This is a genomic window from Ignavibacteriota bacterium (assembly GCA_016212665.1).
In the GTDB taxonomy this organism is placed as follows: domain Bacteria; phylum Bacteroidota; class Ignavibacteria; order UBA10030; family SZUA-254; genus FW602-bin19.
Window position 1 is genome coordinate 110,353 of the sequence record JACREZ010000034.1, and the last position, 24,619, is coordinate 134,971.

Consider the following 24,619-nt stretch of genomic DNA (forward strand, 5'->3'; position numbering starts at 1 on the left):
TTTGCGTCCTGTTTCACTCTCAATGAGGGAACAGGATTTTTCATTCTTAGAAACATCATCATTTTATGCAGACTCGAAACAATATCAGAAATATTGCAATTATTGCGCACGTTGACCACGGCAAAACGACACTCGTTGACCACATGCTCAGACAAACAGGAACCTTTCGCGAAAATCAGGAAGTTGTAAAACGCGTCATGGACTCGAACGACCTTGAACGCGAACGGGGCATTACTATTCTTGCAAAAAACACATCCGTGTTTTACAAACAACCGGGAAAGGAAGTAACGAAAATTAATATCGTTGATACCCCGGGTCACTCGGATTTTGCCGGAGAAGTTGAACGCACGCTGAAAATGGTTGATGGTGTCTTGTTGCTTGTTGATGCCGCGGAAGGTCCTCTTCCCGGAACAAAATTCGTATTGAAAAAATCGCTCGAACTCAATCTTCAACCAATTGTTGTCATCAACAAGATTGATAGAAAAGATGCCCGCGCGCATGTAGTACTTGATGAAGTGTTCGAACTGTTTCTTTCGCTCGGTGCGCACGACCACCAGTTAGATTTTCCAACTATTTATTGCATAGCAAAACAAGGAATTGCAAAGAACGAACTTGAAGAAGAAGGAGTGAACCTCGAACCTTTATTTCAGGCAATCGTTAATAAAATTCCACCGCCTCCGGGAGATGCTTCGCTTCCGTTTCAAATGCTCGTCACGACAATTGATTACAGCGATTATCTCGGACGACTTGGCATCGGAAGAATTGCGCGCGGCACTATTCGTTTTGGTTCGCCGATGAAAATTATTCATCGCGACGGAGTTGTTGATGACGCGCGTGTGACAAAAATTTATACCTTCGAAGGATTGAAGCGGATTGAAGCGCAGGAAGCACACGCAGGCGATGTCATCGCTCTTGCAGGAATGGAAGATGTTGACATCGGTGAAACTATCGCCGATGCCGCAGACCCGACACCGCTTCCGTTCGTCACCATTGAAGAACCAACACTCTCGATGAATTTCATCGTCAACAATTCTCCGTTTGCCGGAATGGAAGGGAAATACGTAACGACGAGAAATCTTGGTGAACGTTTGGCGCGTGAACTCCGCTCTAACGTCAGTTTGCGCGTCGAACTGACAGATTCGCCCGATATGTTCAAAGTAAGCGGGCGCGGTGAACTACATCTCGGCATTCTCATTGAAACGATGCGACGTGAAGGATTTGAGTTTCAGGTTTCCGCGCCGGAAGTAATTTACAAACGCATAGACGATGTGCTGAGTGAACCGATTGAACATGTTATTATTGATGTGCCCGACGAACATGCAGGAATCGTTATTCAAAATCTTGGTTCGCGCAAGGGAATAATGAAAAACATGCTGCAAACACAAGGGAATACGCGATTGGAGTTTCTCGTTCCCGCACGCGGTTTGCTCGGCTTCCGTTCCGAATTTATGACAGACACAAAAGGAACAGGAATTCTTCACCACAACTTTCACGGATACGAACCGTTCAAGGGTGAACTCTCCACTCGACACAAAGGCGCTGTCGTTCAACTTGAGGATGGTTTGGCAACCGGGTATGCGATGTTCAAATTACAGGAACGCATTACGTTTTTTATCGAACCCGGAACAAAAGTATATAAAGGAATGATTGTCGGCGAGAACGCGAGGGATGAGGACATTATTGTCAACGTTTGCAAGACCAAGCAATTGACGAACATGCGCGCAAGCGGAGCCGACGAGGCAATCCGTTTAGAACCGCCGCGCATTCACTCACTCGAACAAGCAATCGAGTGGATTGCTGACGATGAATATATCGAAGTAACACCGCAATCACTTCGTCTTCGAAAAAAATATCTTGACCATAACGAACGGACAAGGATGTCAAAGAAAAAAGCAGTAACAATAGATTGAAGTAAAAAGAAACCCCGCTTAACAAAACGGGGTTTCTTTTTTGTTTGAGACGAGGCACGATCCTATAGATTCGTTTCGCTGAGATTGTATTATTATATTCTGGCAAAATATTTCAACGAAGTGAATCGTAATAACCCAATGCAGAAATCAAAGCAAGAAGAAAAACCGCCCTACGTAATAATTCTTCTCCTGATAATTTTTACCGTTATTGCTTTTGCAGATGTTTTTACTTCAGGGTTCATTAATTATGATGACCCCGATTATGTAACAGAAAATATTCATGTTCGGGAAGGCATTACTCCGCAAACAATCAAATGGGCATTTACAACAACTCTCCAGGCAAACTGGCATCCCCTGACATGGCTCTCGCTTGCGTTTGATTACTCGTTGTTTGGTCTCAATGCGACATCCTTTCATGCGATGAATTTTCTCTTTCACCTTCTGAGTAGTATTTTCCTGTTTTTCATTTTTGAACGGATGACGCACTCACGATGGCAGAGTGCATTTGTCGCTTTTGTCTTTGCGCTTCATCCGCTTCATGTCGAGTCTGTTGCCTGGATTTCTGAACGGAAAGATGTTCTTTCCGGTTTTTTCGGGATACTCACAATCGGGGCATACATTGTTTTTCGGCAATCATCAAACAAGAAATATTATTTCCTGATGCTTGCTTTCTTCATTCTTGGATTGATGGCAAAACCGATGTTGGTAACTCTTCCCTTTGTTCTTCTTCTTCTTGATTATTGGCCCCTCAACCGGTTCGCTATCGGAACGTCAAAGACACATCGGAAACCCAACAGCAGACAACTGTTTCAACAAAGCGTGATAGAAAAAATTCCGTTGTTTCTTTTCTCTGCCGCTTCAAGTATTGTAACATTCCTCGTTCAACAGCAAGGCAAAGCAATGCTCTTCGGGGAGACGTTGCCATTTCAAAAACGTATCGTCAATGCCATCGTTTCATATGCTCAATATGTTGGAAAAGCAATTTATCCTACAAACCTTTCCATATTTTACCCTCATCAGGGAAAGACATTATCATCTATTGAAGTTGGTATTGCGATAGTAGTTCTTGCACTGATAACATACTTTGCCTGGAAACAAAAAGTTCAACGCCCCTATCTTCTCATCGGATGGCTCTGGTTTCTCGGAACATTAGTTCCGGTGATAGGCATTGTTCAGATAGGTATGCAGGGGTTGGCGGACAGATACATGTATTTACCGATTATCGGGCTTGCAATCATGGTAGCATGGGGCGTTCCCTCTTTTTTGAAAACGTGGCGCAATTCCCGACAGTTTATTATTGCCTCATTTGCCATCGTCGTTCTTTGTATGATAGTAGGAACCCGTTTGTATGCAAGTAAATGGAAAGATACAACATCATTGTTTAGCCATGCTCTTTCCGTTACTTCGAATAATTATATTGCCCATGATTGTCTCGGCACAGAGTTAGCTGATTCGGGAAAACATACAGAAGCGGCCCGGCATTTACGAGAAGCGGTTCGAATCATGCCGACCTATACATATTCCAAATCGAAACTCGGTGCCATTCTTCTTTCACAAGGAAATATTGATGAAGCCATTTCTTACTTCCTTCTTTGTCTCCGTGATATGCCCGATAACGTTTCAACAAACAATAATTTGGGCGTAGCGTTTGCCGCGAAAGGTCAGTTAGAAAAAGCTGCCACGTACTGGAATCGCGCAATAGAAATCGACCCGGAAAACGCCGATGCTCACTCTAACCTTGCTCGTCTATATTCCATTCAAGGAAAAACAGAGAAAGCAATTCAGGCATTTGAGACTGTATTGCGGCTTGATGCGAACCATGTTCAGGCGCATTACAATTATGGAAATCTGCTTGCAACAACCGGGAAAACACAAGATGCAAAGTTTCATTATTCTGAGGCTCTCCGAATTACTCCCGGCTTTCAAGATGCGCGAACTGCTTTAAGAAAACTTGAAGACAAGTAACTTATTCATGTGTGAATCATTATCCGGAACAAGTCAGCGATGCAAACAAAAAAACAACAACAAGAACACAAATCTCAATATGTTATCATTCTTCTTCTTTCTGTTGCAACCGTTATTGCGTTCGCAGGAGTAGTAGAATCCGGATTCACCAACATTGATGACAACGGCTATGTTACACAAAATGCACAGGTGAAATCGGGGATTTCTTGGCAGACCGTTGTCTGGTCGTTCTCGACGACAAAACACGCGAACTGGCATCCCCTGACATGGCTTTCGCTTGCTCTTGACAAATCGTTGTTTGGTCTTGATGCAAGATATTTTCATGCAACCAATCTTTTCCTCCATCTTCTCAGCAGCATTCTCTTGTTTCTTGTGTTGGAAAGAATGACCCGCTCTCGCTGGCAAAGCGCGTTTGTCGCGTTTGTCTTTGCTCTTCATCCGCTTCATGTCGAATCTGTCGCATGGATTTCCGAACGGAAAGATGTTCTCGCCGGATTCTTTTGGATGCTGACGATGGGTGCGTACAGTTTCTATCATCAGTCATCTCAGAAGAAATATTATTACATCACTCTGATATTCTTTATGCTGGGATTAATGGCAAAACCGATGTTGGTAACGCTTCCATTTGTTCTCCTTCTTTTAGATTATTGGCCACTGAATAGAATTTCTTTGAGCAATGTTTCTACTGGTCGTGAGAAAAAGCAACCCATCATACCATTGAAACAGAGTCTACTGGAAAAATTACCATTCATTATTCTTGCCATCGCATCAAGCATCATAACCTTTATTGCCCAACGACAAGGCGAAGCGATGAACCTGGGAGATGCCTTACCTTTTCATGAACGCCTTATCAACGCCATCATTTCGTATGCGCAATACATTGGAAAAACGTTTGTACCGACCAATCTTGCAGTGTTTTATCCGCATCCGGGGAGTGACTTTTCGCCGGGTATGCTGGCTGGTGCAACGATACTTCTTTCCCTCATTACCATTGTTGTGTGGAAACAAAAAACGCAACGTCCATTTCTTGCTTTCGGATGGCTTTGGTTTCTTGGAACATTAATTCCCATGCTCGGTATCGTGCAGGTTGGAATGCAGGGCATGGCAGACCGTTATATGTATGTGCCAATAATCGGGCTTGCGGTGATGTTGGCGTGGGGAGTTCCATCGTTGATGAATCAATGGAAGAATCATCGTACGATTCTTCTCGTTACGTTTGTGTTCGTAACATTGAGTATGATGTTTGCGACGCGGACTCAGGTATCATATTGGAAAAACAGCAAGACAATTCTTGAACATACGCTCAGTGTTACAACAGATAACTATTTTGCACATTACTGTCTCGGTCTTGATTTTGCGGATTCAGGAAAAACCGATGAGGCAATCCTGCACTTCCGTGAAGCGCTTCGTATCAACCCGTCGTATCCACTGACCCACAATAATTTGGGAGCGGCGCTTTCACGCAAGGGTAATTTCGATGAAGCGATTCCTCTTTTCAGGGAAAGCATTCGTCTAATGCCTTCTCATCCGCCAACATACAATAATTTCGGAGTGACACTTGCACAGCAAGGTAAACTCGATGAGGCGGAAACACAATGGCTTCGCGCAATTGAGTTAGACCCGGAGTTTGCCGATGCTCATGCAAATCTCGGTCGTCTGTTTTTTCTTCAGGAAAAGACTGAGGAAGCGATTCAACACTTCGAAACCGCGATACGGCTTGATGCGAACCATGTCAACGCCCATTTCAATTACGGTAACGTACTTGCGAAAGCGGGAAAGGTTGAAGAAGCGAAGTTTCATTATTCAGAAGCGCTACGGGTTGCGCCGGGGTTTCAGGCGGCTCGAACTGCCTTACGTCAACTTGGTGGAAGGTAAGTGAGCCCGGCTCTTTCATCGCAATTCGGAGAAGTCGGTGTAAAAATGGAAATCGAAACAACAGCCATATTGCAGAGGATGGGGCTGTCTCACAAGTTAGATTTCACTGTAGGCGCAACCTTCATGGTTGCGTTTCCACATCAAAAACGCAGACATAAAGTCTGCGGCTACTCTTTATTTAGATTTTTGAGACAGCCCCATTTCTCTGCTGACTTTTGTTAAGCACCCGATGACGGGTCACTTGTCTTTAGTGAAAACCAATCAATTTTTCTCGTCAGGTACATGACGAACGAGAGGATGAGTAAGAGCCCCAAACTTCCTAACAACAAGGCGTAGTCCTGAAGTTGTAATGTAACATAGAGAAAACTGTACAGCAACACGAGGACACTAAGAATAATCATCATGATTCTCCCGCTCTGAGTTATCCATTTTGTGTACACCGTAATCAACCCAATGATACTGATGCTGGAAATTAAATACGCAACATTGAAGGTAACATGTTCAGACAGTGAAAGAAGAAGCGCGTAAAAAAGAACCAACGCGAACCCTATCAATCCATATTGGACTGGATGAAGAAGTATCTTCCCAAGTACTTCTGTCAGAAAGTATGCGAGGAATGTTAACGCAATAAACATGATTGCATATTTTACCGTCCGCATCGTTTTCTGGTATTCATCAACAGGAACGAGTAACCGAACTCCAAAAGAATTTTCTTCGATGTTATTGTCCACATCGGTAAGGTTATCCGGGATGTTTCTGTTTAATTCCAGTACTCTCCATGTTGCCTCGAATCCGTTCGATGTAATTGTTCTTGATTCCGGCAGAAAGCTTCCAAGAAAACTTGGATTGCTCCATGGTGATGAAACCATCACCGATGTTTCTTTTCCAACAGGAACAACACGGAAATCCGTCGCTCCGTTGAGATTCAACTGAAGAGAAAACGAATATCGTTCTTTTTCCGGTGTGATTGCAGGGAAATATCTCACGCCGGAGTGAATAGCGGAGGGAATATCAGTGCCTGCTTTTGGAGAATATGGAACTTGTTCCCACATCAGTAAAGCGGAATCTTTTATTCCTTTGAGGTCGGAAATTCCCAGCGTGACAGACGCTTCATCCCACAACAAATTTTCGATTGGCTTTTTTTGTTCTTGAAGAGTGAGGAGTGAAAAATCGCCGGAAAGATTCACGGTTGAATTGTAGAGGATCACTTCATAAATTCCACGGTATCTCACGTTCGGGTCAAGGGATGAGTTGATAGATACATGTTCCGGAAGAATTTGAAGGTACTCTTTTGAGTATTGGATGTCTCCATCCTTCCCGGAATTCTTTTTCATGTATGGAACTGTTAGAATCGGTCCTGTCAACAATTGACTTCCTCCCCAGCCCTGACTTACGTCTTTGATTGCTTCATCGCGTCGTTCTTGTCGTTCGATAATTAACGACTCTATCATTACCGTTGGAGGGAGTAATACTAAGGTCAGTACGCCAACAAGAACCATTCGTAGCAGAACCGAGTTTTTTAATCTGCTCTCGTTCATAACTTGCTTTCTGAATTTGGTACATCAAAATGGATTATTTCTTGATTGCACTACCACAGTGTTCAGTTCGAAAGAAAGGAGAGAGTTCGCTTCTTTTATATCTGCAGTAACACTATCCGGTTACACGTAGTACCAATATAGCAAATGAAGCTTGAAGTCGTGATAGAAAGAGTGATGAAGAAATTACCGTTCCTTTTTCCCCGTCATAATCTCGAACAACGCTTCCCGCGCCTTGTCGCTTCCGATGCTTCCGAGATAATAAACTGCATCGCGACGCAAGTCATAGTTCTCGTTCGTTTGTGCAACATCGGTAAGAAACACTACCGCTTTCTCATTTCCGATTTCCGCTACCGAACTGAGAATCGTCATCAATTGCTCGGTGCGATATTTCGGAATAACGGAAAACAATTCGCTCAACGTTTCAACCGAACGATTTTTGTTCCCCGATATCATGCCGATGTAATCAATCGCCCTGTTCTGAATTTCCTGACTCGTATCCTTCTTCGCAACTTCGAGCAGAACGGGGAGCGGGTCGTGTTTTTTGAAATCGAGTAATAGTTCCATCGCTGCAACACGGAGTTGGTGATGTTGTTTTGCATCGGTCGCGATTGTTTTTAACGCGTTGTACGACATCTCATCCTCTTTCCGTTCACCAAGTGCGTTCAACGCATCCATACGGAGTTGAGTTTCCTTGTCTAATTTTTCCCACGAATGAATCGGAGCGGGCGCACCGGTAACTGTTATTGCAGAAGGTCGAGGCGTGTACAACCGGTTGAGTTGGCGTTGTAACATTCGTTCCGAAGAACGCATGTGTTGTTTCGCAATGTTGTAGGTTGTTCCTACGCCGTATGTAAAACCTTTTCCCGGAATCGTCTTTACCACAGCAACGTTGCTGTCGTCCGATGTTGTGAAGACAAACGAGACATCCATATCATCCAAATCCGCAACGGCGTCATCGTAGTATTTGCTGTCGGGATATTTCTTCATGAACTGTTTGTACAACTCACGCGCTTTGTCTTCGTCGGTGTGTTTGTACGAGTACGCAGTCCAGTACATCGCATCGTCGTAGTAATTGCTTTTCGGAAACGCTTTCATCATCTCGGCAAATTGTTTGATGGCTTTCTGCCATTCTTCATCCAGCACAAAGTCGTATCCTTTTTTGTATGATGTGTAACCCGGGTCATCTTTTTTCTCTGATTGTTCCAACGTCAGACATTCTGTAACTGCATCAGTTTCTCCATGAAACACCAACGGTGCAAACGCTACATTCACCGGCAGTTCATCAATCACGATTGTTGTTTCCTGTGATTGAGCCAGACTACAAACGAAAAACAAACCAACAAGTAACTTCATTCTCTTTTCCTTTCTTGATTATCGGATATCACTTGCAAACTGAACGGGAACGGTGCGATAGGTCGCTTCCGCCCGTCTGATTTTGTACAGAAGATTTTCCCGCTCGATTCCGTTTCGAATCAGTTCGAGTTCGGGAAAATCATTATTGTCGCCGCCGTTGGCAACCTTGAGAAATATTTTCTCCATGTCATTGATGAGCCGCTCCGAGCGCGGGTCGAGCGCTGTCCGTTTCAGCGAACGGGATTCATCCAGTAAATTATTGGAAAGCGTTCTCTCGGTCTCCAAATCAACTTGCTCAACTTCGCCTTCGTTCGTGTTTGCCAACCCGACAAGCAATGCTTTTGATTTTCTGAAATAATCATGCAAACGAACATATTCAGAATCCACAACGGGAGTTTGTTGAGCAAGTTGTTGTTGTGGTTGTGCTTCTTTTTCTTTCACAAAATATACCCTACCAACGACAAACGAGACTACAAGCAATGCACAGACCGCTCCGGTAATTGCAATGTCTCTCGGTCGGAATGAAATAAATGAATCAAGCCACTCTCCGAATCGTTCTGCAAAACTCCGTCGTTCTTTTTCTTCTTGTCTGATTTGCTCTGCGACTGCATCGGCAAAATGATTCCAGTATGCGGGAGTTTGTTGCTCGCTCCAATCAATTGTTTCGTTCCGTAACTGCTCGACAAATAGTGTGAGCGTTTCAACTTCACCTGTACATTCCTGACATTCTTTGAGATGAACTTCAACCCGGTTTCGTTGAGCATCCGGAAGTTCGTTCATCACAAAATCATAAAGGAGATTTTTTATTGTTGCGTGGTTCATCATGCGTGTTCTGTCTTCAAAAATTCTAACTTTGATTGCAATTTTCTGATTGCCCTGTGCAAATGTGTTTTCACTGTTCCTTCCGTGCAACGGAGAATGGAACTCACTTGTTTGGTGGAAAGCCCGTTCATGTGGCGAAGGATGACGACGGCGCGCTGAAGTGTTGGCAGTTCATGCAATGCCCGCTCAATGTGCGACGATGTATCCAACGAATGAACATACGACGGTTCATGTCCGATGCCTGATGTTGTTATTTCTAGCATCGGCAATTCATGTTTGTTGATGCGTTGCATTTGCTTTACTCTGTTCAGCGAAAGATTGGTGACGATACGATAGAGCCATGTCGAAAACTCCGCATCGCCGCGAAAATAGTTCAGCGAACGATACGCACGGACAAACGCGTCCTGCGCAACGTCTTCTGCATCGTCGTGGTTTCCGACAAACCGGTAAGCAAGGTTGTACGCCTGTTTCATGTTTCGTTCAACTAACTGCTTATACGCATTGTGGTTACCATTCTTCGATTCTTCAATAAGTTTCTTGTCGTCCGACGACGGCAATCCGGGTATTCCTTCGAAGTTTATGATTAGACAAATGTAAATGGGTGACGGTTGACAGTCAAATTACGATTCGTAGAATGACTCGTAAAGTCACTTGGTTAATTGTTATACCGCTTTTGTTGACGTTTTTGTGTACGGCGGGGAAGGAGAAAGGTTGTGGGATATTCCCTTCATTTGTTCAGTTTCCCCAATATCTGAAAACATGAATCCTAAAGAGTTAATACAAAAATAAATTACTTGACAAATAAAAAAAAAAGAAGTACATTGTTCGCATGCCGAACAAAGTCCTAGTTATATTAAAAACCTGATTTTGAATATTGTCCATTGACATGATTGTTATCAAGAAAAATATTAACAGCACAGGCAGAGTTGAAAGCAGTTGTCGAATCGTCATATCTTCAAAATGTCCGGGCACAAATCAAGCAATACTACACCGTGTAGATCAACCGCCCTTTACTCATCAAATCATATCATCCTTTGTTCTCTCCCAAAACGTTAAAACATCCATCGAAACACTTCAATCAATTTTATACTCAACAGTACTATTGCGGACTAAGTTGAGGTTATTTCTGAATATTTAATTTTTACAGAGCATCACATGATTTCTCCTTTCAAGACAAACGGTCAATATTTTCGTACTGTGTTGATATTCTTGATTTATATCGTACTTGTTATTTCTGCAACAGTGTTTACTGAAGCACAAGAAACACAGGTAACTGTAAAGTCAGATGCATCGGGTACTACGCTTCAGGTGAACGGGAAAGATTTCATGATTATCGGTATGAATTGGGATTATTATCCTATTGGAAAAAATTATACATACAGTTTATGGTCACAGCCGGATAATGTAATTCAAACGGCACTTGATAATGAAATGCCGTTATTGAAAAATATGGGAGTAAATGCTATCCGCCAATATGTTGGCATACCTCCTCGTTGGATTAAATATATTTATGAGCGCTACGGAATTTATACGGTATTAAATCATACATTCGGGCGTTACGGTGTTTCAATTGATGGTATGTATATGCCTAACACGGATTATTCTGATCCTCGAATACGAGAGTATCTTGTACGAGAAGTGGACTCAATGGTTAATGATTTTAGAGCTACTCCCGGTTTACTTATGTGGTTACTTGGTAATGAAAACAATTATGGACTCTTTTGGGGTGGTGCGGCGACCGAGGATATTCCTGTGGGTGAAACATTAGAATCAATGAGAGCTCGTCAGATGTATTCGCTATTTAATGATGCTATTAAAACAATTAAACAAAAAGATACCAAGCACCCAGTAGCGATAGCCAATGGTGATTTGTTATTCATCGATATTATTGCCAAAGAAATTCAGGGTCTCGATATCTTCGGGACAAATATGTACAGGGGGATTTCATTCCGTGACGCATTTCAAACGGTGAAAGAAAAATTAAATATTCCCATCATGTTCACAGAGTTTGGTGCAGATGCTTTCAATGAAAAAGATATGTGCGAAGACCAAATCTCACAAGCGCGTTACCTCCTTGGTAATTGGCAGGAGATATTCGAACAATCGAGCGGTAAGGGAAAAATAGGAAATGCAATCGGTGGTTTTACATTCCAGTTCAGTGATGGTTGGTGGAAATATCGTCAGGAAATTAATCTCGATGTTCATGATGTGAATGCTTCCTGGTCCAATGGCGGATATAAAGAGGATTATTCGGAAGGGGAGAACAATATGAATGAGGAATGGTTTGGTATATGTGCAAAAGGACCTTCCGACGGTAATGGGTATTATCAATTGTATCCACGCGCTTCGTTCTACGCATTGAAAAGGGCGTACAGGCTTGATATCTATAATACGGCAACTGATACAATTAGAATAAGAAATCATTTTAACAGTATAAACTTGGTTGAGGATGTCTTAACTGCTCGGGGTGATCGCGCATCGCTTCAAACCGAGGAGATAAAAAAAGTAAGAATAAGCGGATTAAGGATGGAGTTTGAAACGTATAACACGGGTGGTGAACGGATTACAACTCCCGCCGACAGGATACCGGGAGGGACATCAACTCCTGCTTTTTTGGGTTTTGACCATTTGGAATCATTCTATGCCGAGGTAGAAGCACGTCCATCCGAAAATATTACGGGTAAAGTTTCAGTCAATATCCTTGGTCATGTACCTGAAAATCCCATCGATGAAATCTTTTATGAAAATCGGGGACTTCCCAGAACGGTGGTTACCGGATCTGGGACATCACAAATGAACGATCTTGAACGGGTGAAGATATTTAATGCCAGTATTTTATGGGACAGTCGTTGGCTTATGCTGGATGGCTTCTACAGAACAGGACATTATCATTGGGGATATGAAGGCGATTTCTTTGGCTTATATCCTGAAGCAAATTACGGTGATAATATCAATCTTTACAATGCAGATGCCCCCTTAGGATTTGAAGTTACCGGAAAGAAACTTTTTGACGGATTAAAGGTTGCTTTTGGTCCTCAACTCTGGTGGGGTGCAAATCCTACTGTACTTGTGAAATATCAACGGTCGTTCGGACCAATTCAAGCAACTGGTATGTATCAGGAAGATATTGATAAGCAGAGTACAGCAGTCAGTTCGTTCGCGGTACCGTTGGCACCAACCCGAAAAGGTACACTCCATCTTGCCTATAAAAAAGGTGAATTGGGAATCGAGGTAGGTGGAATCTGGTCGGGAAGTACAAAAGTAGGACAACAATTCCAGATTGCGACTGGGACATCGGGTAACTATACAATTTACCAAGACCATATTAAATCATCAGATGCATTTGGAGGAAAGGTTAAACTAACATTCTCAAGTGGCCGCTGGAATTGGTATGCTCAAGGTTCGGTGATGGGTCTCGTCGCCGATGGAGGACCAACTTCAACTCTTACATACACGGGATGGCGACTCAAAGATTGTGGAATGGGAAATCAACGAAGTTTCCTTACAGGGTTAGCGGTTCTTTTTGGTAATTGGCAGATCGCTCCAAACTTTTTGTGGCAAAAACCAATTGAAGCGCCAATACCTAACGATATTCCTGCGCCCGGTCGTCCAAGAAATATCCTTGCTGACCCGTTTGCAGTACGAGGGAATAGAGAAACAGTAGCAGGCGAATTACTTATCAATTATGACCCGACTCCTGCAACCTGGCTTTATATGTGGGATAACGACCTACGCGAAGACGCCTCGTTTGCATTTAGTACAGGCATTGTCGTTCGTCATCAACCCACGACACAAGATGCCTCGATTGGCATTTTGAAAGATGGAAGAACACTGTTTGCGTTTCCCGGTGCGACACCGGCAAGAGATGTATGGGAAGTTAACTCTCGTTTTATTTCCAAAATGCAATCGGGTGTTGGTATAATTGCAAACACATACTTTGGAACGGTTGAGCCAAACGGAAGTGATGTTCGTTTGATTCATCGTTATGGGGGCAATGTACGATGTGTTTATAATTCAATGAAATTCATCGCATCAGCAAAGGTCAATGATTGGGGTCCTTACGATTATCATCGCGATTTCAATCTTACCTATCCGCTACAATTCAGTGCTGATATCTCAACTGTTTTCGGTACACCGGAATGGTTCGATATTCCGCAAACCCGAATTGGCATTATCGGTACATGGCGTTCACTTGATAGATACTCGGCACGATACGATTTTATTAAAATATTAGACGCTACAGGAAACCTTGTGCCAAATACCGAAACACCCGGACAACCAATCGGGAATGAATGGGAAATTCGTACCTACATTCACTTGAATGTCGGAATGTGAGGAAACAATGGGTTGTCTTTTTGAAAGAATGAGATGCCAAACAACAAAAGAAATAAACAGTTACAAATTTGGAGTGAAGTCATGACCAAGGGAAATCTATTTTGTTTGTTCGCAGTTGCAATGATAGTGTTGGTGTTCGCTATTTCAGGTTGTGAAAGAGATACCAGTATGTTAGAGTCGGCTACCTATCCTAAAGATGCCGAAGTGTTCACCGATCAGTTCGGTCCTGCAATACAATATCAATCGTTCGGTGATTCAAAGTTAGATGCCTTACAAATGGATGAAACGGAAACATACAGCGGTACAACATCGCTTAAAATATCCGTACCGAACGATGGATATATGTATAGCACTTATCCTTATGCAGGTGGCGCCTTTGTTTCTACTTCTGGACGCGACCTTCGCGGGTATAATGTGCTTACCTTTTGGGCAAGAGCTACAGTAGAAACAAAATTTAATTTCGGTATTGGAAATGACAATACAGGAACTTCTAAATATACTGCACAAGTATCGGATGTCGCGTTGCATCAGGTGTGGACAAAGTATGTCTTTCCAATTCCTTCTCCTGAAAAACTCTCAAAAGAAAAAGGTCTGTTTTTCTTTTCTGCCGCTAATTTGAATGGTGTAGGTTACAATTTCTGGCTTGATGAAATTAAATATGAGAACATTGGTACTATTACTGATCCGCGTACATCTATAACAACATCATCATTTAACAATGCAATTGAAGGGGATACCTTTGTAATTGATAAATCGATTGATGTGAAGTTTAATCTCAATGGTAGAGATCAAACGGTACAAGCATCACCGAGTTATTTAAAATATTTTTCATCTGCTGATACTGTTGCCTCAGTCAGTACCGATGGGGTTATTAAAGCGGTGGGACCCGGCAGTGCAATTATTACAGCAAAACTTGGTTCGGTTAATGCCACTGGTCAAGTAGCCGTCAACAACGTTAAAGCTGCACTAAGTCCAACGACTCCGGCTACTACTCCTCTACATGCATCGGATAAAGTGATTTCAATTTTCAGCGATACATACAGCAACATCCCGGTGGATACGTGGTCGGCAGAGTGGACGAATCATGCAAAAGTTGAAAACAGAACGATTAACGATAACAATGTAAAAGTATATACTAACCTTGATTTTGCAGGAATCATTTTTTCGAAGAACACCATTGATGCCTCAATGATGACTCATTTTCACTTGGATATCTGGACTCAGTATCCGACTTCATCTGCTTCGTTCAAAGTTAAATTGGTTGACTTTGGGAACAATGGTAAATATGGAGGAGGTGATGACGTTCAATCTGAATGTACTTTTACTTCAACAACACAACCGAATGCTTTACGAACAGGTTCGTGGATTAGTCTTGATATTCCCCTTTCAGATTTTGCTGCACTTACCACACGAAGCCACCTCGCACAATTAATTATATCGGGTGGGTTGAAAACCGTTTGGGTGGATAATGTGTATCTTTATCAGGGAACGGTCACTCCCGGACAAACAGCGCCAACAACCGCGGCTCCTCTACCAACCGTCCCGAGTGTTAATGTAATATCATTATTCAGTGATAATTACAATAACAATGCTGTCGATACCTGGTCTGCCCAATGGGATATGGCTGATGAAACATACAGGTCGGTTGCAGGAAACGATGTTATGCTTTACACTAATCTTGATTATGCTGGTATAGAATTTACAGGCGCGAATCAGATTAATGCTTCATCAATGGAAAATTTCCACGTTGATATCTGGACACCAAACTCGATTTTGGGTGCAACGTTTAAAGTTAAATTGGTAGATTTCGGGGTAAATGGTGTGTATGGTGGTGGCGATGATGTACAATCCGAACTTACTTTTACCTCTGCTTCCTCACCCAGCCCTCTTAGAACCGCCTCCTGGGTATCTCTCGATATTCCATTAGCTAGTTTTACAGGACTTACTACGAAAGCAAATCTGTCGCAATTAATTCTTTCGGCAACCGGCGCATTGAAAACGATTTGGGTTGACAATATCTATTTCTACAAAGTAATTCCTGCAACGGGCGCTCCGATTCCTCCGGTTAGAGATGAAGCCGATGTGATTTCGCTTTTTAGTGACGCGTATACCAATCATCCGGTTAATGGAGATATATGGGCGGCGTCCTGGCAATACAGTACCGCTATTGTTACAAACAAAACTATAGGTAGTGATAATGTGAAGGTATATACAAACCTCAATTTTGCAGGTGTTGAATTCACCGGTGCAAATATGATTGATGCCTCTACGATGAATTACTTCCACATTGATGTATGGACTCCGAATTCTGTTGTCTCTCCTTCAGCCATAAAAATAAAATTAGTTGACTTTGGTGGCAATGGAGTGTATGGCGGAAGCGATGATACAGCGTTTGAACTGACATTTAATTCAACCTCAACACCACCATTAGTTACCGGTGGTTGGGTAAGTCTTGATATTCAGTTGTCGAGATTCACAGGACTAACACAAAGAGCACATCTCGCTCAACTGATTGTTTCAGGCGCAGGAGATGTAAAAACCGTATGGTTTGATAATGTCTATTTCCATAAATAATACTTCAGAATATTAAAGACAAAAAATTATTCTATGAATCAAGACGAACAAAATACAACTGAGAAGCATAACGGTAACGTAACTCGTAATCGTCCATTAGCTGAATCGGTGTTGCGGCTAATTTGGAGCGAGCGTCAAATTTCCCGCGCTGATGTCGCAAGACGACTCGGTTTATCTCGTTCTACTGTCTCTGAAATTTTAGTACCGCTCCTCAAAACGGGGTTGGTAGCCGAAGTTGGCATAGGGAAATCGCGCGGTGGAAGGCCCCCTATTGTTCTTGAATTCCAAGACAATGCACGATATATCATTGGAGTAGATATTGGAGCAACCCACGTTTCTGTTGTTATTACCAATATGCGGGGCAAAGTGCTTGTTTGGAAAGAAAAAAATCATCCCGTTCGTACAGACCCGGAAGGAACTCGTGAGTTGGTGTTTGAACTCTGCGACAAGTGTATTGCAACTCAAGATAAGGGAGTGAAACGATTATTTCGAATAGGCGTTGCTTTGCCAAGTCCAATCGACCCGATTCGTCCGAATTGGCTTTCTGAAGTTGTTATTCCTGCATGGCAGGGGAGAACAGGATTAGAACGTCTCCAACAAAAGTATAACGTGCCTGCTCACGTAGATAACGATGCCAACCTTGCGGCGCTTGCAGAATATTGGTGGGGAGCCGGGCGGGGAGTGGATGACCGTATCTTTATTAAAATGGGGTATGGAATAGGCGCCGGATATATTTTTGGAGGAAATATATATCGGGGCTCGTCAGGTTTAGCAGGCGAAATCGGTCACATCCCAATTGATATAAATGGTAAACAATGTGTTTGCGGGCTAAAAGGTTGTCTGACCACGTTTGTTGGTGCAGAGGCGCTGGTTGCTCGAGCAAGAGAGTTACGGAACAAGTACCCGAAAAGTTTGCTCGCTGGAAATTCATTAACCATGACGGATATTGAGAACGCTGCATTATCCAACGACCCTCTTGCCCTTCAAGTGGTAAGTGAACTATCAACTTACATGGGAATAGCAATAGCAAGTTTAGTTAATACTATGAATCCCGCGATGGTAATTCTTGGCGGAGGGATGGCGCGCTTAGGAACATTACTTACTGAACAGATTCGTGATAAAGTGAAACGGAGTACGTTATTGAATCCCGGTTCTAATGTAGAAATAGGGACAAGCAAAATCGGTCCTCAAGCCGTTGCTATAGGAGCGGCAACACTCGCCCTTGATGAAGCATTAAGCGAACCAAACTTATTTCAACGGTCAGCCCGTAAACGGGTAAAACGATCTACATCTAAATCGAAATGAATAACCTGAAGGATATTATTATGACTTGGAACGACTTCATTAAATTATCGAAGCAGTTAACTTTGCTATCCGGCATTCATGGTTGTTATGTTGTAATTTTTCTTGCTCTTGCAGGATGTAATCATACAACCGAACCTGAACAACCGAGCTTAAGCCTTGTTTGGCAAGACGAATTTAACGGTGTCGCAGGAACGCAGATTGATTCTACTCGTTGGAGCCATGAAATAGGGTCGGGCTGGGGAAATAATCAACTTGAATATGATACTAATCGTCCGGAAAATATTTCTCAAGATGGAGTAGGGAATCTTGCAATCACTGCGCGCAAAGAATATTACAAGGGACAAAGTTATACTTCTGCCAGAATCACAACTAAGGGGTTGGCTGAATTCACATACGGAAGAGTTGAAGCACGTATCAAATTACCGGTAGGGCAGGGTCTCTGGCCCGCCTTTTGGATGCTTGGCGCAAACGATGATTCTGTGACTTGGCCCAAGTGCGGCGAGATAGATATTATGGAATATCGAGGTCAAATTCCCAATGGTATAAACGGTAGCGCTCACGGACCTAACTACTCTGGCAGAAATGCAATCACGAAACCCTATTATTTAATTAATGACAGGTTCGATAATCGTTTCCATACTTTTGCAGTAGCATGGGGAAAAGATTATTTGAAATATTTTGTCGATGATACACTTTATCAGGTGATAACTCCCGCAAACATTACCGGGACATGGGTGTTCGACCATCCGTTTTATATTATTCTTAATCTTGCAGTAGGCGGTGATTATGTAGGCTCACCAAATGCTACAACGCCGTTTCCGCAAACGATGCTTATTGATTGGGTGCGGGTTTACAAGGAGGTTGAATGATTTTTTTAAAGAGCATTTTCTCTCTCTGTTTTCTCTTCAAGAGAGTTTGCGTTCAAAGAGCAAGTATGAAAAGGAGGACTGTCTATGAATTATTTTAACAATTACGAAACGGCACCGGAAGATAGGATTTCATTTTCCAAAAAAGTTGCTTATGGTTCAGGAGCGTTTGTTAATAATCTACTGGCAGCTGCGATTGGAGGGATGATGATTGTTCTCAACCTTGGATTGGGAATGAATCCTGCTATTGTTGGAATCCTAGGGGCGTTGCCACGCCTCGTCGATGCGTTTATCGATCCTGTCATGGGATTTATTTCTGACCATACCCGATCGAAGTGGGGACGAAGAAGACCATATATTTTTACAGGGGCAATCGGTTCAGGAATTATTTTTGCTTTGTTGTGGCAATTACCTAAGGGACAGACGGAAACATTTTATTTTGTTTACTTCCTCATTGGTTCCATCCTTTTTTATATCGCTTATACTGTATATGCCGCACCCTGGGTTGCCCTCGGATACGAACTCACTCCTGATTACAATGAGCGCACGCGACTTATGGGAGTACAAAACTTTCTCGGTCAAATTGCCTATATCATTTCTCCTTGGTTTTTGTGGATCATGACAAACAAAGATTTTTTTCTCGACCAAGTTTCCGGGGCAGCAGGTTTATCAATTATCATTGGCATTGTTACGATCGGGTTCGGTATTTTACCGGCAATATTCTTAAAAGAACGATTCAAAGAAGTTGCCGAACAGGAAGAAACAAATCAAAAGGGAGTAACAAAGCAAGTAGAAGGCAGCGCCTTATTGCAAAATAGTAAACGATTCTTTAAAGGTTTTGGAGTAACATTGAAATCCGGTCCATTTCAAAAACTCTGCCTTGCCACGTTCTTAGTTTTTAATGGTTTCATTCTTGTTTCATCATTTCAATCTTATGTAATTATTTATTATGTGGCACAAGGGGATCAAACCTTGGGGGCAAAATACGCAGGCATTGCCGGGACTGTCGGTGCCGCAGGAACATTCATTGTTATTGCATTTGTAACTTGGCTTGGAACAAAGATTGGAAAAAGGAAAGCATTTTTTGTTTCGACGTTGATTTCGATTCTTGGTTATGGGCTGAAGTGGATATGTTACGATCCCAACATTCCTCTCCTCAGTGTTCTTCCGGCACCCTTAATAGCATTTGGCTTAGGCGGATTATTCACTCTCATTCCTTCAATGGTTGCTGATGTTGTTGATGTGGATGAATTACAAACTCGTGAACGACGTGAAGGGATGTATAGTTCAATTTTCTGGTGGGTTGTTAAACTTGGTATGGCGGCAGCACTTGCCGGAGGAGGTTTCCTCCTCAATGCAACGGGCTTTGACCTTGCTCTTGGTGGAAACCAAACCGCACAGACAATATTTCTCATGCGATTATTCGATGCCGGAATACCATTGCTGGCGTCAGTGTTAGCAATATGGGCTGTAGTTTCTTATCCCATTACCGCAGAAAGAGCACACGAGGTTCGTATGGAATTAGAAAGGAGAAGAGGCACTACTTCTCAACCGGAAAAAAAGGAATCCTAAATGATGAGACATGAACTAATAATCTCAGTTGTCTTCATAAATGGACGAAGAATGCTACGGTGAAAAATCTCATCCTATCCATATTGTTGGTGTATTGCTTCCTTGAATTATTAAACGCCCAAAACAGTGTTGTACTAAAGGGGCGTAAAGGAGAACCAATGATTTCACAGATAAAACAAGAACTCGAATCAGAAGTAGTCTTTAATAAAATTTCTGTTAATGAAACCAGGAAATTCAATCCATACATAGGTAAACAGTGGATTGGAAATGCAATCGCCTATGGCTGTTACCGAAAAGGTCAGTCGCCCGGAGGGAATAATCCTACCAAAGATGAGATAAGGGAAGATGTGTCTATCATGGCAAAGCATTGGAATCTCATAAGAGTTTATAGTGCGGATGTTAATACCGAATATCTTTTAGAAGTGATTAACGAAAAAAACTTTTCTATAAAGGTTTTGCTTGGAGTTTGGATTGAAAACGAGACCGGCAATTCAAGTATGAAAAATGCAAACATAGAACAACTATTGCAGTGCATTTCATTGGTTCGTCAATACGAGAAGCATATTGTTGGTGTAAGTGTTGGGAATGAGACACAGGTCGCGTGGTCGGGGCACAAAATGAATTCGGATGTACTTATAAGGTATATACGAGCTATACGAAAATATACAGATGTTCCGGTAACAACTGCCGACGATTATAATTTTTGGAACAAAGAAGAGAGTAAGTTGGTCGCGAGTGAAATTGATTTTCTTGTTACACATCTTCATCCACTTTGGAACGGGAAGACACTCAGCAACGGAATATCCTGGTTAGATGAAACATTTCGCTTCATTCAGGAAATGCATCCCGGAAAACAAATTGTTCTTGGAGAAACCGGCTGGGCGACAATGTATGATTCTACAAAAAGAGGAAGAGATGAACAGGGGACATTGATAAAGGGTGAGGTAAGCGTAGAGGCTCAAGAGCAATTCCTCATCAATATTCATGGATGGATAGAGAAAAATAAAATCCCCACATTCATATTTGAGGCATTTGATGAATCATGGAAGGGTGGCGGTGAAAAATCTGGTCCCGATGATGTAGAAAAACATTGGGGCGTTTTTAATGAGAATCGTACTCCTAAAAAATCATTTATAACCTATTTACAACATCGTAAAACAAAATGAGTTTATCTATTGTTGGCACAGAACGAAAATAGAAACAATCGATTATCTATACTTAAATAAATTAATTAACCATAACAAATCACACAAAATCTAATCTCATAAAGGAAAATGAACATGAAACACTTTTATCTATATGTTCTAACATGCGTATTACTGAGCAGTATATCGTTCGCTCAAAACGTTCCCGTTACGTTTGAACCTGGTGGAAATGGTGGAACGTGGACTTGGACCGTATTTGAAAATAGTACGAATCCTGCACTTCAGGTCGTTGCTAATCCCTCAGCAACAGGGATAAATACTTCGAGCTACGTGGCTCAATTTACAGCATTACAGGCAGGTCAGCCGTGGGCTGGTTGTGAAAGCCAGCACACTACCGATCTCGGAACATTTACATTAGATGCAACCAATTGCACAATTAAAATGATGGTTTACAAATCTGTAATTAGTGACGTAGGCATCAAATTTGCAACCTCAGTCGGAGGTTCGGACGGAGAAATTAAAGTCGCGAATACAAAGATTAATGAATGGGAAGAATTAACTTTCGATTTTTCGGCACGGATTGGTAATCCAGCATCGACGAACATTGATCAAATAATTGTATTCCCCGATTTTAATCTTGGTGGAAGAACTTCAGATAATGTAGTTTATTTTGATAATATTACTTTTTCTGCAATTTTACCCGCAACGCAACCTACGATTGCCGCACCCACACCCACTCTTCCATCGAGTAATGTTATTTCATTATTTAGTAATGCGTACACCAATGTAACAGTTGATACATGGTCTGCTGTCTGGGATATGGCTGATGTGAGTGATGTACAGATTGTCGGTGACGATACAAAAAAGTACTCAAATCTCACTTTTGCCGGAATTGAATTTACCTCAAGCACGATTAATGCAACAGCAATGAACTTTTTCCACATGGATATGTGGACCCCGGATTCAACAGCGTTACCAAAAATATTCAAACTTAAAATAGTTGATTTTGGTGCTGATGGCGCATGGAGCGGTGGAGATGATGTTGAGCATGAATTAACATTTAATGCTTCATCCATTCCTCCACTTACAACCGGGAACTGGATGAGTTTTGATATTCCCCTATCAAACTTTACCGGTCTTACAACAAGAGGTCATCTTGCACAAATGATTATTTCGGGCGATCTAAGAACTGTGTTTATAGACAATGTTTATTTCTATGCAGGAGCAGAAACAGAACCGGCTACCGCAGCCCCAACTCCTACAGTATCTGCAGAAAATGTAATCTCGTTATTCAGCAATGCCTATACCAACGTAACGGTTGATACATGGTCGGCAGTGTGGGATAATGCTGATGTGAGTGATATACAAATTGCAGGTAACGACACCAAGAAATATACGAGTCTTGTATTTGCCGGAATTGAATTTACGTCTAGCACGATTAATGCAACAGCAATGAACTTTTTCCACATGGATATGTGGACCCCGGATTCAACAGCGTTACCAAAAATATTCAAAATAAAATTGGTTGATTTTGGGGCTGATGGCGCATGGAGCGGTGGAGATGATGTTGAGCATGAATTAACGTTGAATGCTTCCTCAGTTCCCGCGCTTTCAACTGGCAACTGGATGAGTCTTAACATTCCTTTGGCAAACTTCACAGGTCTTACAACAAAGGCTCATCTTGCCCAACTTATTATTTCGGGCGATCTAAGAACTGTATTTATTGATAATGTGTATTTCTACGCCGGAGCCGAAACTGAGCCGAGTGTCGCCGCACCCACACCGACGGTTCCTGCAGGAGAAGTTATTTCATTGTTCAGCAACGCATACACGAATGTTACCGTTGATACATGGTCTGCCGGGTGGGATATGGCGGATGTGAGTGATGTACAAATTGCAGGGAACGACACCAAGAAATATACAAGTCTTGTGTTTGCGGGAATTGAATTTACTTCAAGTACGATTAATGCCTCTGCGATGAATTACTTCCACATGGATTTCTGGACACCTGATTCAACGGCGTCCCCAAAGATTTTCAAAATTAAAATAGTAGATTTTGGAGCGGGCGGAGTATGGGGCGGTGGTGATGACGTAGAACATGAATTAACTTTTAGTGCATCGACAACTCCTGCGCTTGCTACGGGGAGTTGGGTTAGTTTTGATCTTCCGTTATCAAGCTTTACCGGTCTTACGACAAGAGGTCATCTTGCACAAATGATTATCTCCGGCGATCTACGAACCATGTTTATTGATAACGTGTATTTCTACAGAGGTATGATTCCGACAGAGTACCATGCGAAATGGAATATGGTTTCAGTTCCCTCGACCATTTCAAATTATGCAAAATCTGCTGTATTCCCGACTGCAACAACTGCTGCTTTTGCCTATAGTGGTGGATATTCTACCGCCGACATTTTAGAAAATGGGAAAGGATACTGGATAAAATTCGATAATGCAACTTCCGTTACGTTCGGTGGTACTTCAATTACCTCAATAACGATTCCTGTTGTCGAAGGATGGAATATGATAGGCTCGATTAGCGCACCGATCGATGTTACAAGTATCACTTCAGATCCCTCAGGTATGGAAACCTCACAGTTTTTTGATTACAGTGAAACAGGATATGCAGTCTCAAGCTCTATTGAACCGGGAAAAGCATATTGGGTAAAGGTAAATACAGCCGGTTCGTTAATACTTTCATCAGTCCTAACTTATGCCGGGAACAGAATCAGTATTATGCCGAATTCAGAGTTACCTCCGTCTCCGCCAGAAACAAATAATTATATCATGCCGAGCGAATTCTCATTAAGTCAGAACTATCCCAACCCTTTCAACCCAACAACTATCATTCATTACTCCTTAGCGACAAACGAATTTGTCTCTCTAAAAGTATTTAATATGTTAGGCCAGGAGGTGGCAACGTTAGTTAGTGAAATGCAGAATGCAGGTGTAAAAAATATTGAATTTGACTCACAGAATTTACCAAGCGGTCTGTATTTCTATAAGATGAACGCGGGTAGCTTCAGCGAGATGAAGAAAATGGTAATCATGAAATAGTAGAATAAGTGGTTAAAATAAAGGAAGATCTTGTAGAACAAATAATAAACTAATAGTTAAGGATTACACGATCGAAAAGAACTTCCTAACGAGGTTGTCCGATAAATGTATGTTATGACAGGTATTATAAAAACATCCAATTCCATCCTCGGAAATTACAAGTTATAATATAATTTTTGGACAGCCTCGTGTTTATTGAATCATCCTCAGTACAATAAATTTCATTACAAATAAAATCCCAGTAGTTTGACTGGGATTTTTGTTCAAATGAACATGTAACTTCATCAATGAATTTGTAATAT

At 42.1% G+C, this 24,619-nt stretch carries 14 protein-coding genes; 10 read left to right on the forward strand and 4 right to left on the reverse strand.

Going from position 1 to position 24,619, the window contains the following annotated elements:
* Positions 1-65 precede the first annotated feature (65 nt).
* The 3 genes from typA (at position 66) to HY960_12480 (ending at position 5,750) form a co-directional block, all read left to right on the forward strand.
* Positions 66-1,910 carry a translational GTPase TypA gene (gene typA / locus HY960_12470; protein MBI5216557.1) on the forward strand — a complete coding sequence of 615 codons (1,845 nt, stop codon included), beginning with the start codon at positions 66-68 and terminating at the stop codon, positions 1,908-1,910.
* Positions 1,911-2,048: 138 nt separating this feature from the next.
* Positions 2,049-3,875 (forward strand): tetratricopeptide repeat protein, encoded by a 1,827-nt coding sequence (locus HY960_12475; protein MBI5216558.1) that lies wholly within the window; start codon positions 2,049-2,051, stop codon positions 3,873-3,875.
* Between the two features lie 39 nt (positions 3,876-3,914).
* Positions 3,915-5,750 carry a tetratricopeptide repeat protein gene (locus HY960_12480; protein ID MBI5216559.1) on the forward strand — a complete coding sequence of 612 codons (1,836 nt, stop codon included), beginning with the start codon at positions 3,915-3,917 and terminating at the stop codon, positions 5,748-5,750.
* A gap of 218 nt (positions 5,751-5,968) precedes the next feature.
* Here HY960_12480 and creD read toward each other — a convergent pair whose 3' ends face one another.
* From creD to HY960_12500, 4 genes are all read right to left on the reverse strand, one after another.
* Positions 5,969-7,288: a cell envelope integrity protein CreD gene (gene creD, locus HY960_12485; GenBank protein MBI5216560.1), complete on the reverse strand. Its 1,320-nt coding sequence runs from the start codon at positions 7,286-7,288 to the stop codon at positions 5,969-5,971.
* Between the two features lie 183 nt (positions 7,289-7,471).
* Positions 7,472-8,641: a tetratricopeptide repeat protein gene (locus HY960_12490; GenBank protein MBI5216561.1), complete on the reverse strand. Its 1,170-nt coding sequence runs from the start codon at positions 8,639-8,641 to the stop codon at positions 7,472-7,474.
* A gap of 18 nt (positions 8,642-8,659) precedes the next feature.
* Complete coding sequence (locus HY960_12495; protein MBI5216562.1) at positions 8,660-9,466, reverse strand: zf-HC2 domain-containing protein; 807 nt, start codon at positions 9,464-9,466, stop codon at positions 8,660-8,662.
* Positions 9,463-10,020 carry an RNA polymerase sigma factor gene (locus HY960_12500; protein MBI5216563.1) on the reverse strand — a complete coding sequence of 186 codons (558 nt, stop codon included), beginning with the start codon at positions 10,018-10,020 and terminating at the stop codon, positions 9,463-9,465. Before HY960_12500 ends, HY960_12495 begins: the two co-directional genes overlap by 4 nt.
* Before the next feature lie 598 nt (positions 10,021-10,618).
* Here HY960_12500 and HY960_12505 point away from each other — a divergent pair.
* The 7 genes from HY960_12505 (at position 10,619) to HY960_12535 (ending at position 24,317) form a co-directional block, all read left to right on the forward strand.
* The gene (locus HY960_12505) at positions 10,619-13,798 is read left to right on the forward strand and encodes a glycosidase (GenBank protein ID MBI5216564.1); all 3,180 of its coding nucleotides are present in this window, start codon (positions 10,619-10,621) and stop codon (positions 13,796-13,798) included.
* Between the two features lie 81 nt (positions 13,799-13,879).
* Positions 13,880-16,372: a hypothetical protein gene (locus HY960_12510; protein ID MBI5216565.1), complete on the forward strand. Its 2,493-nt coding sequence runs from the start codon at positions 13,880-13,882 to the stop codon at positions 16,370-16,372.
* Positions 16,373-16,405: 33 nt separating this feature from the next.
* Entirely contained in the window at positions 16,406-17,677 is a 1,272-nt protein-coding gene (locus HY960_12515) for an ROK family transcriptional regulator (protein MBI5216566.1), read from the forward strand.
* A gap of 20 nt (positions 17,678-17,697) precedes the next feature.
* The gene (locus HY960_12520; protein ID MBI5216567.1) at positions 17,698-18,546 is read left to right on the forward strand and encodes a glycoside hydrolase family 16 protein; all 849 of its coding nucleotides are present in this window, start codon (positions 17,698-17,700) and stop codon (positions 18,544-18,546) included.
* A gap of 84 nt (positions 18,547-18,630) precedes the next feature.
* Positions 18,631-20,115 (forward strand): MFS transporter, encoded by a 1,485-nt coding sequence (locus tag HY960_12525; protein ID MBI5216568.1) that lies wholly within the window; start codon positions 18,631-18,633, stop codon positions 20,113-20,115.
* Positions 20,116-20,174: 59 nt separating this feature from the next.
* Positions 20,175-21,281: a glycosyl hydrolase family 17 gene (locus HY960_12530; protein MBI5216569.1), complete on the forward strand. Its 1,107-nt coding sequence runs from the start codon at positions 20,175-20,177 to the stop codon at positions 21,279-21,281.
* 114 nt (positions 21,282-21,395) lie between these two features.
* Positions 21,396-24,317, forward strand: coding sequence for a T9SS type A sorting domain-containing protein (locus tag HY960_12535; protein ID MBI5216570.1), 2,922 nt, complete (start codon positions 21,396-21,398; stop codon positions 24,315-24,317).
* Positions 24,318-24,619: the final 302 nt, after the last annotated feature.

Bases quoted from the DNA above. Each gene is read 5' to 3' on its own strand.
- typA (MBI5216557.1), top strand. From the start codon at position 66: ATGCAGACTCGAAACAATATCAGAAATATTGCAATTATTGCGCACGTT.
- HY960_12475 (MBI5216558.1), top strand. From the start codon at position 2,049: ATGCAGAAATCAAAGCAAGAAGAAAAACCGCCCTACGTAATAATTCTT.
- HY960_12480 (MBI5216559.1), top strand. From the start codon at position 3,915: ATGCAAACAAAAAAACAACAACAAGAACACAAATCTCAATATGTTATC.
- creD (MBI5216560.1), bottom strand. From the start codon at position 7,288: ATGAACGAGAGCAGATTAAAAAACTCGGTTCTGCTACGAATGGTTCTT.
- HY960_12490 (MBI5216561.1), bottom strand. From the start codon at position 8,641: ATGAAGTTACTTGTTGGTTTGTTTTTCGTTTGTAGTCTGGCTCAATCA.
- HY960_12495 (MBI5216562.1), bottom strand. From the start codon at position 9,466: ATGATGAACCACGCAACAATAAAAAATCTCCTTTATGATTTTGTGATG.
- HY960_12505 (MBI5216564.1), top strand. From the start codon at position 10,619: ATGATTTCTCCTTTCAAGACAAACGGTCAATATTTTCGTACTGTGTTG.
- HY960_12510 (MBI5216565.1), top strand. From the start codon at position 13,880: ATGACCAAGGGAAATCTATTTTGTTTGTTCGCAGTTGCAATGATAGTG.
- HY960_12515 (MBI5216566.1), top strand. From the start codon at position 16,406: ATGAATCAAGACGAACAAAATACAACTGAGAAGCATAACGGTAACGTA.
- HY960_12520 (MBI5216567.1), top strand. From the start codon at position 17,698: ATGACTTGGAACGACTTCATTAAATTATCGAAGCAGTTAACTTTGCTA.
- HY960_12525 (MBI5216568.1), top strand. From the start codon at position 18,631: ATGAATTATTTTAACAATTACGAAACGGCACCGGAAGATAGGATTTCA.
- HY960_12535 (MBI5216570.1), top strand. From the start codon at position 21,396: ATGAAACACTTTTATCTATATGTTCTAACATGCGTATTACTGAGCAGT.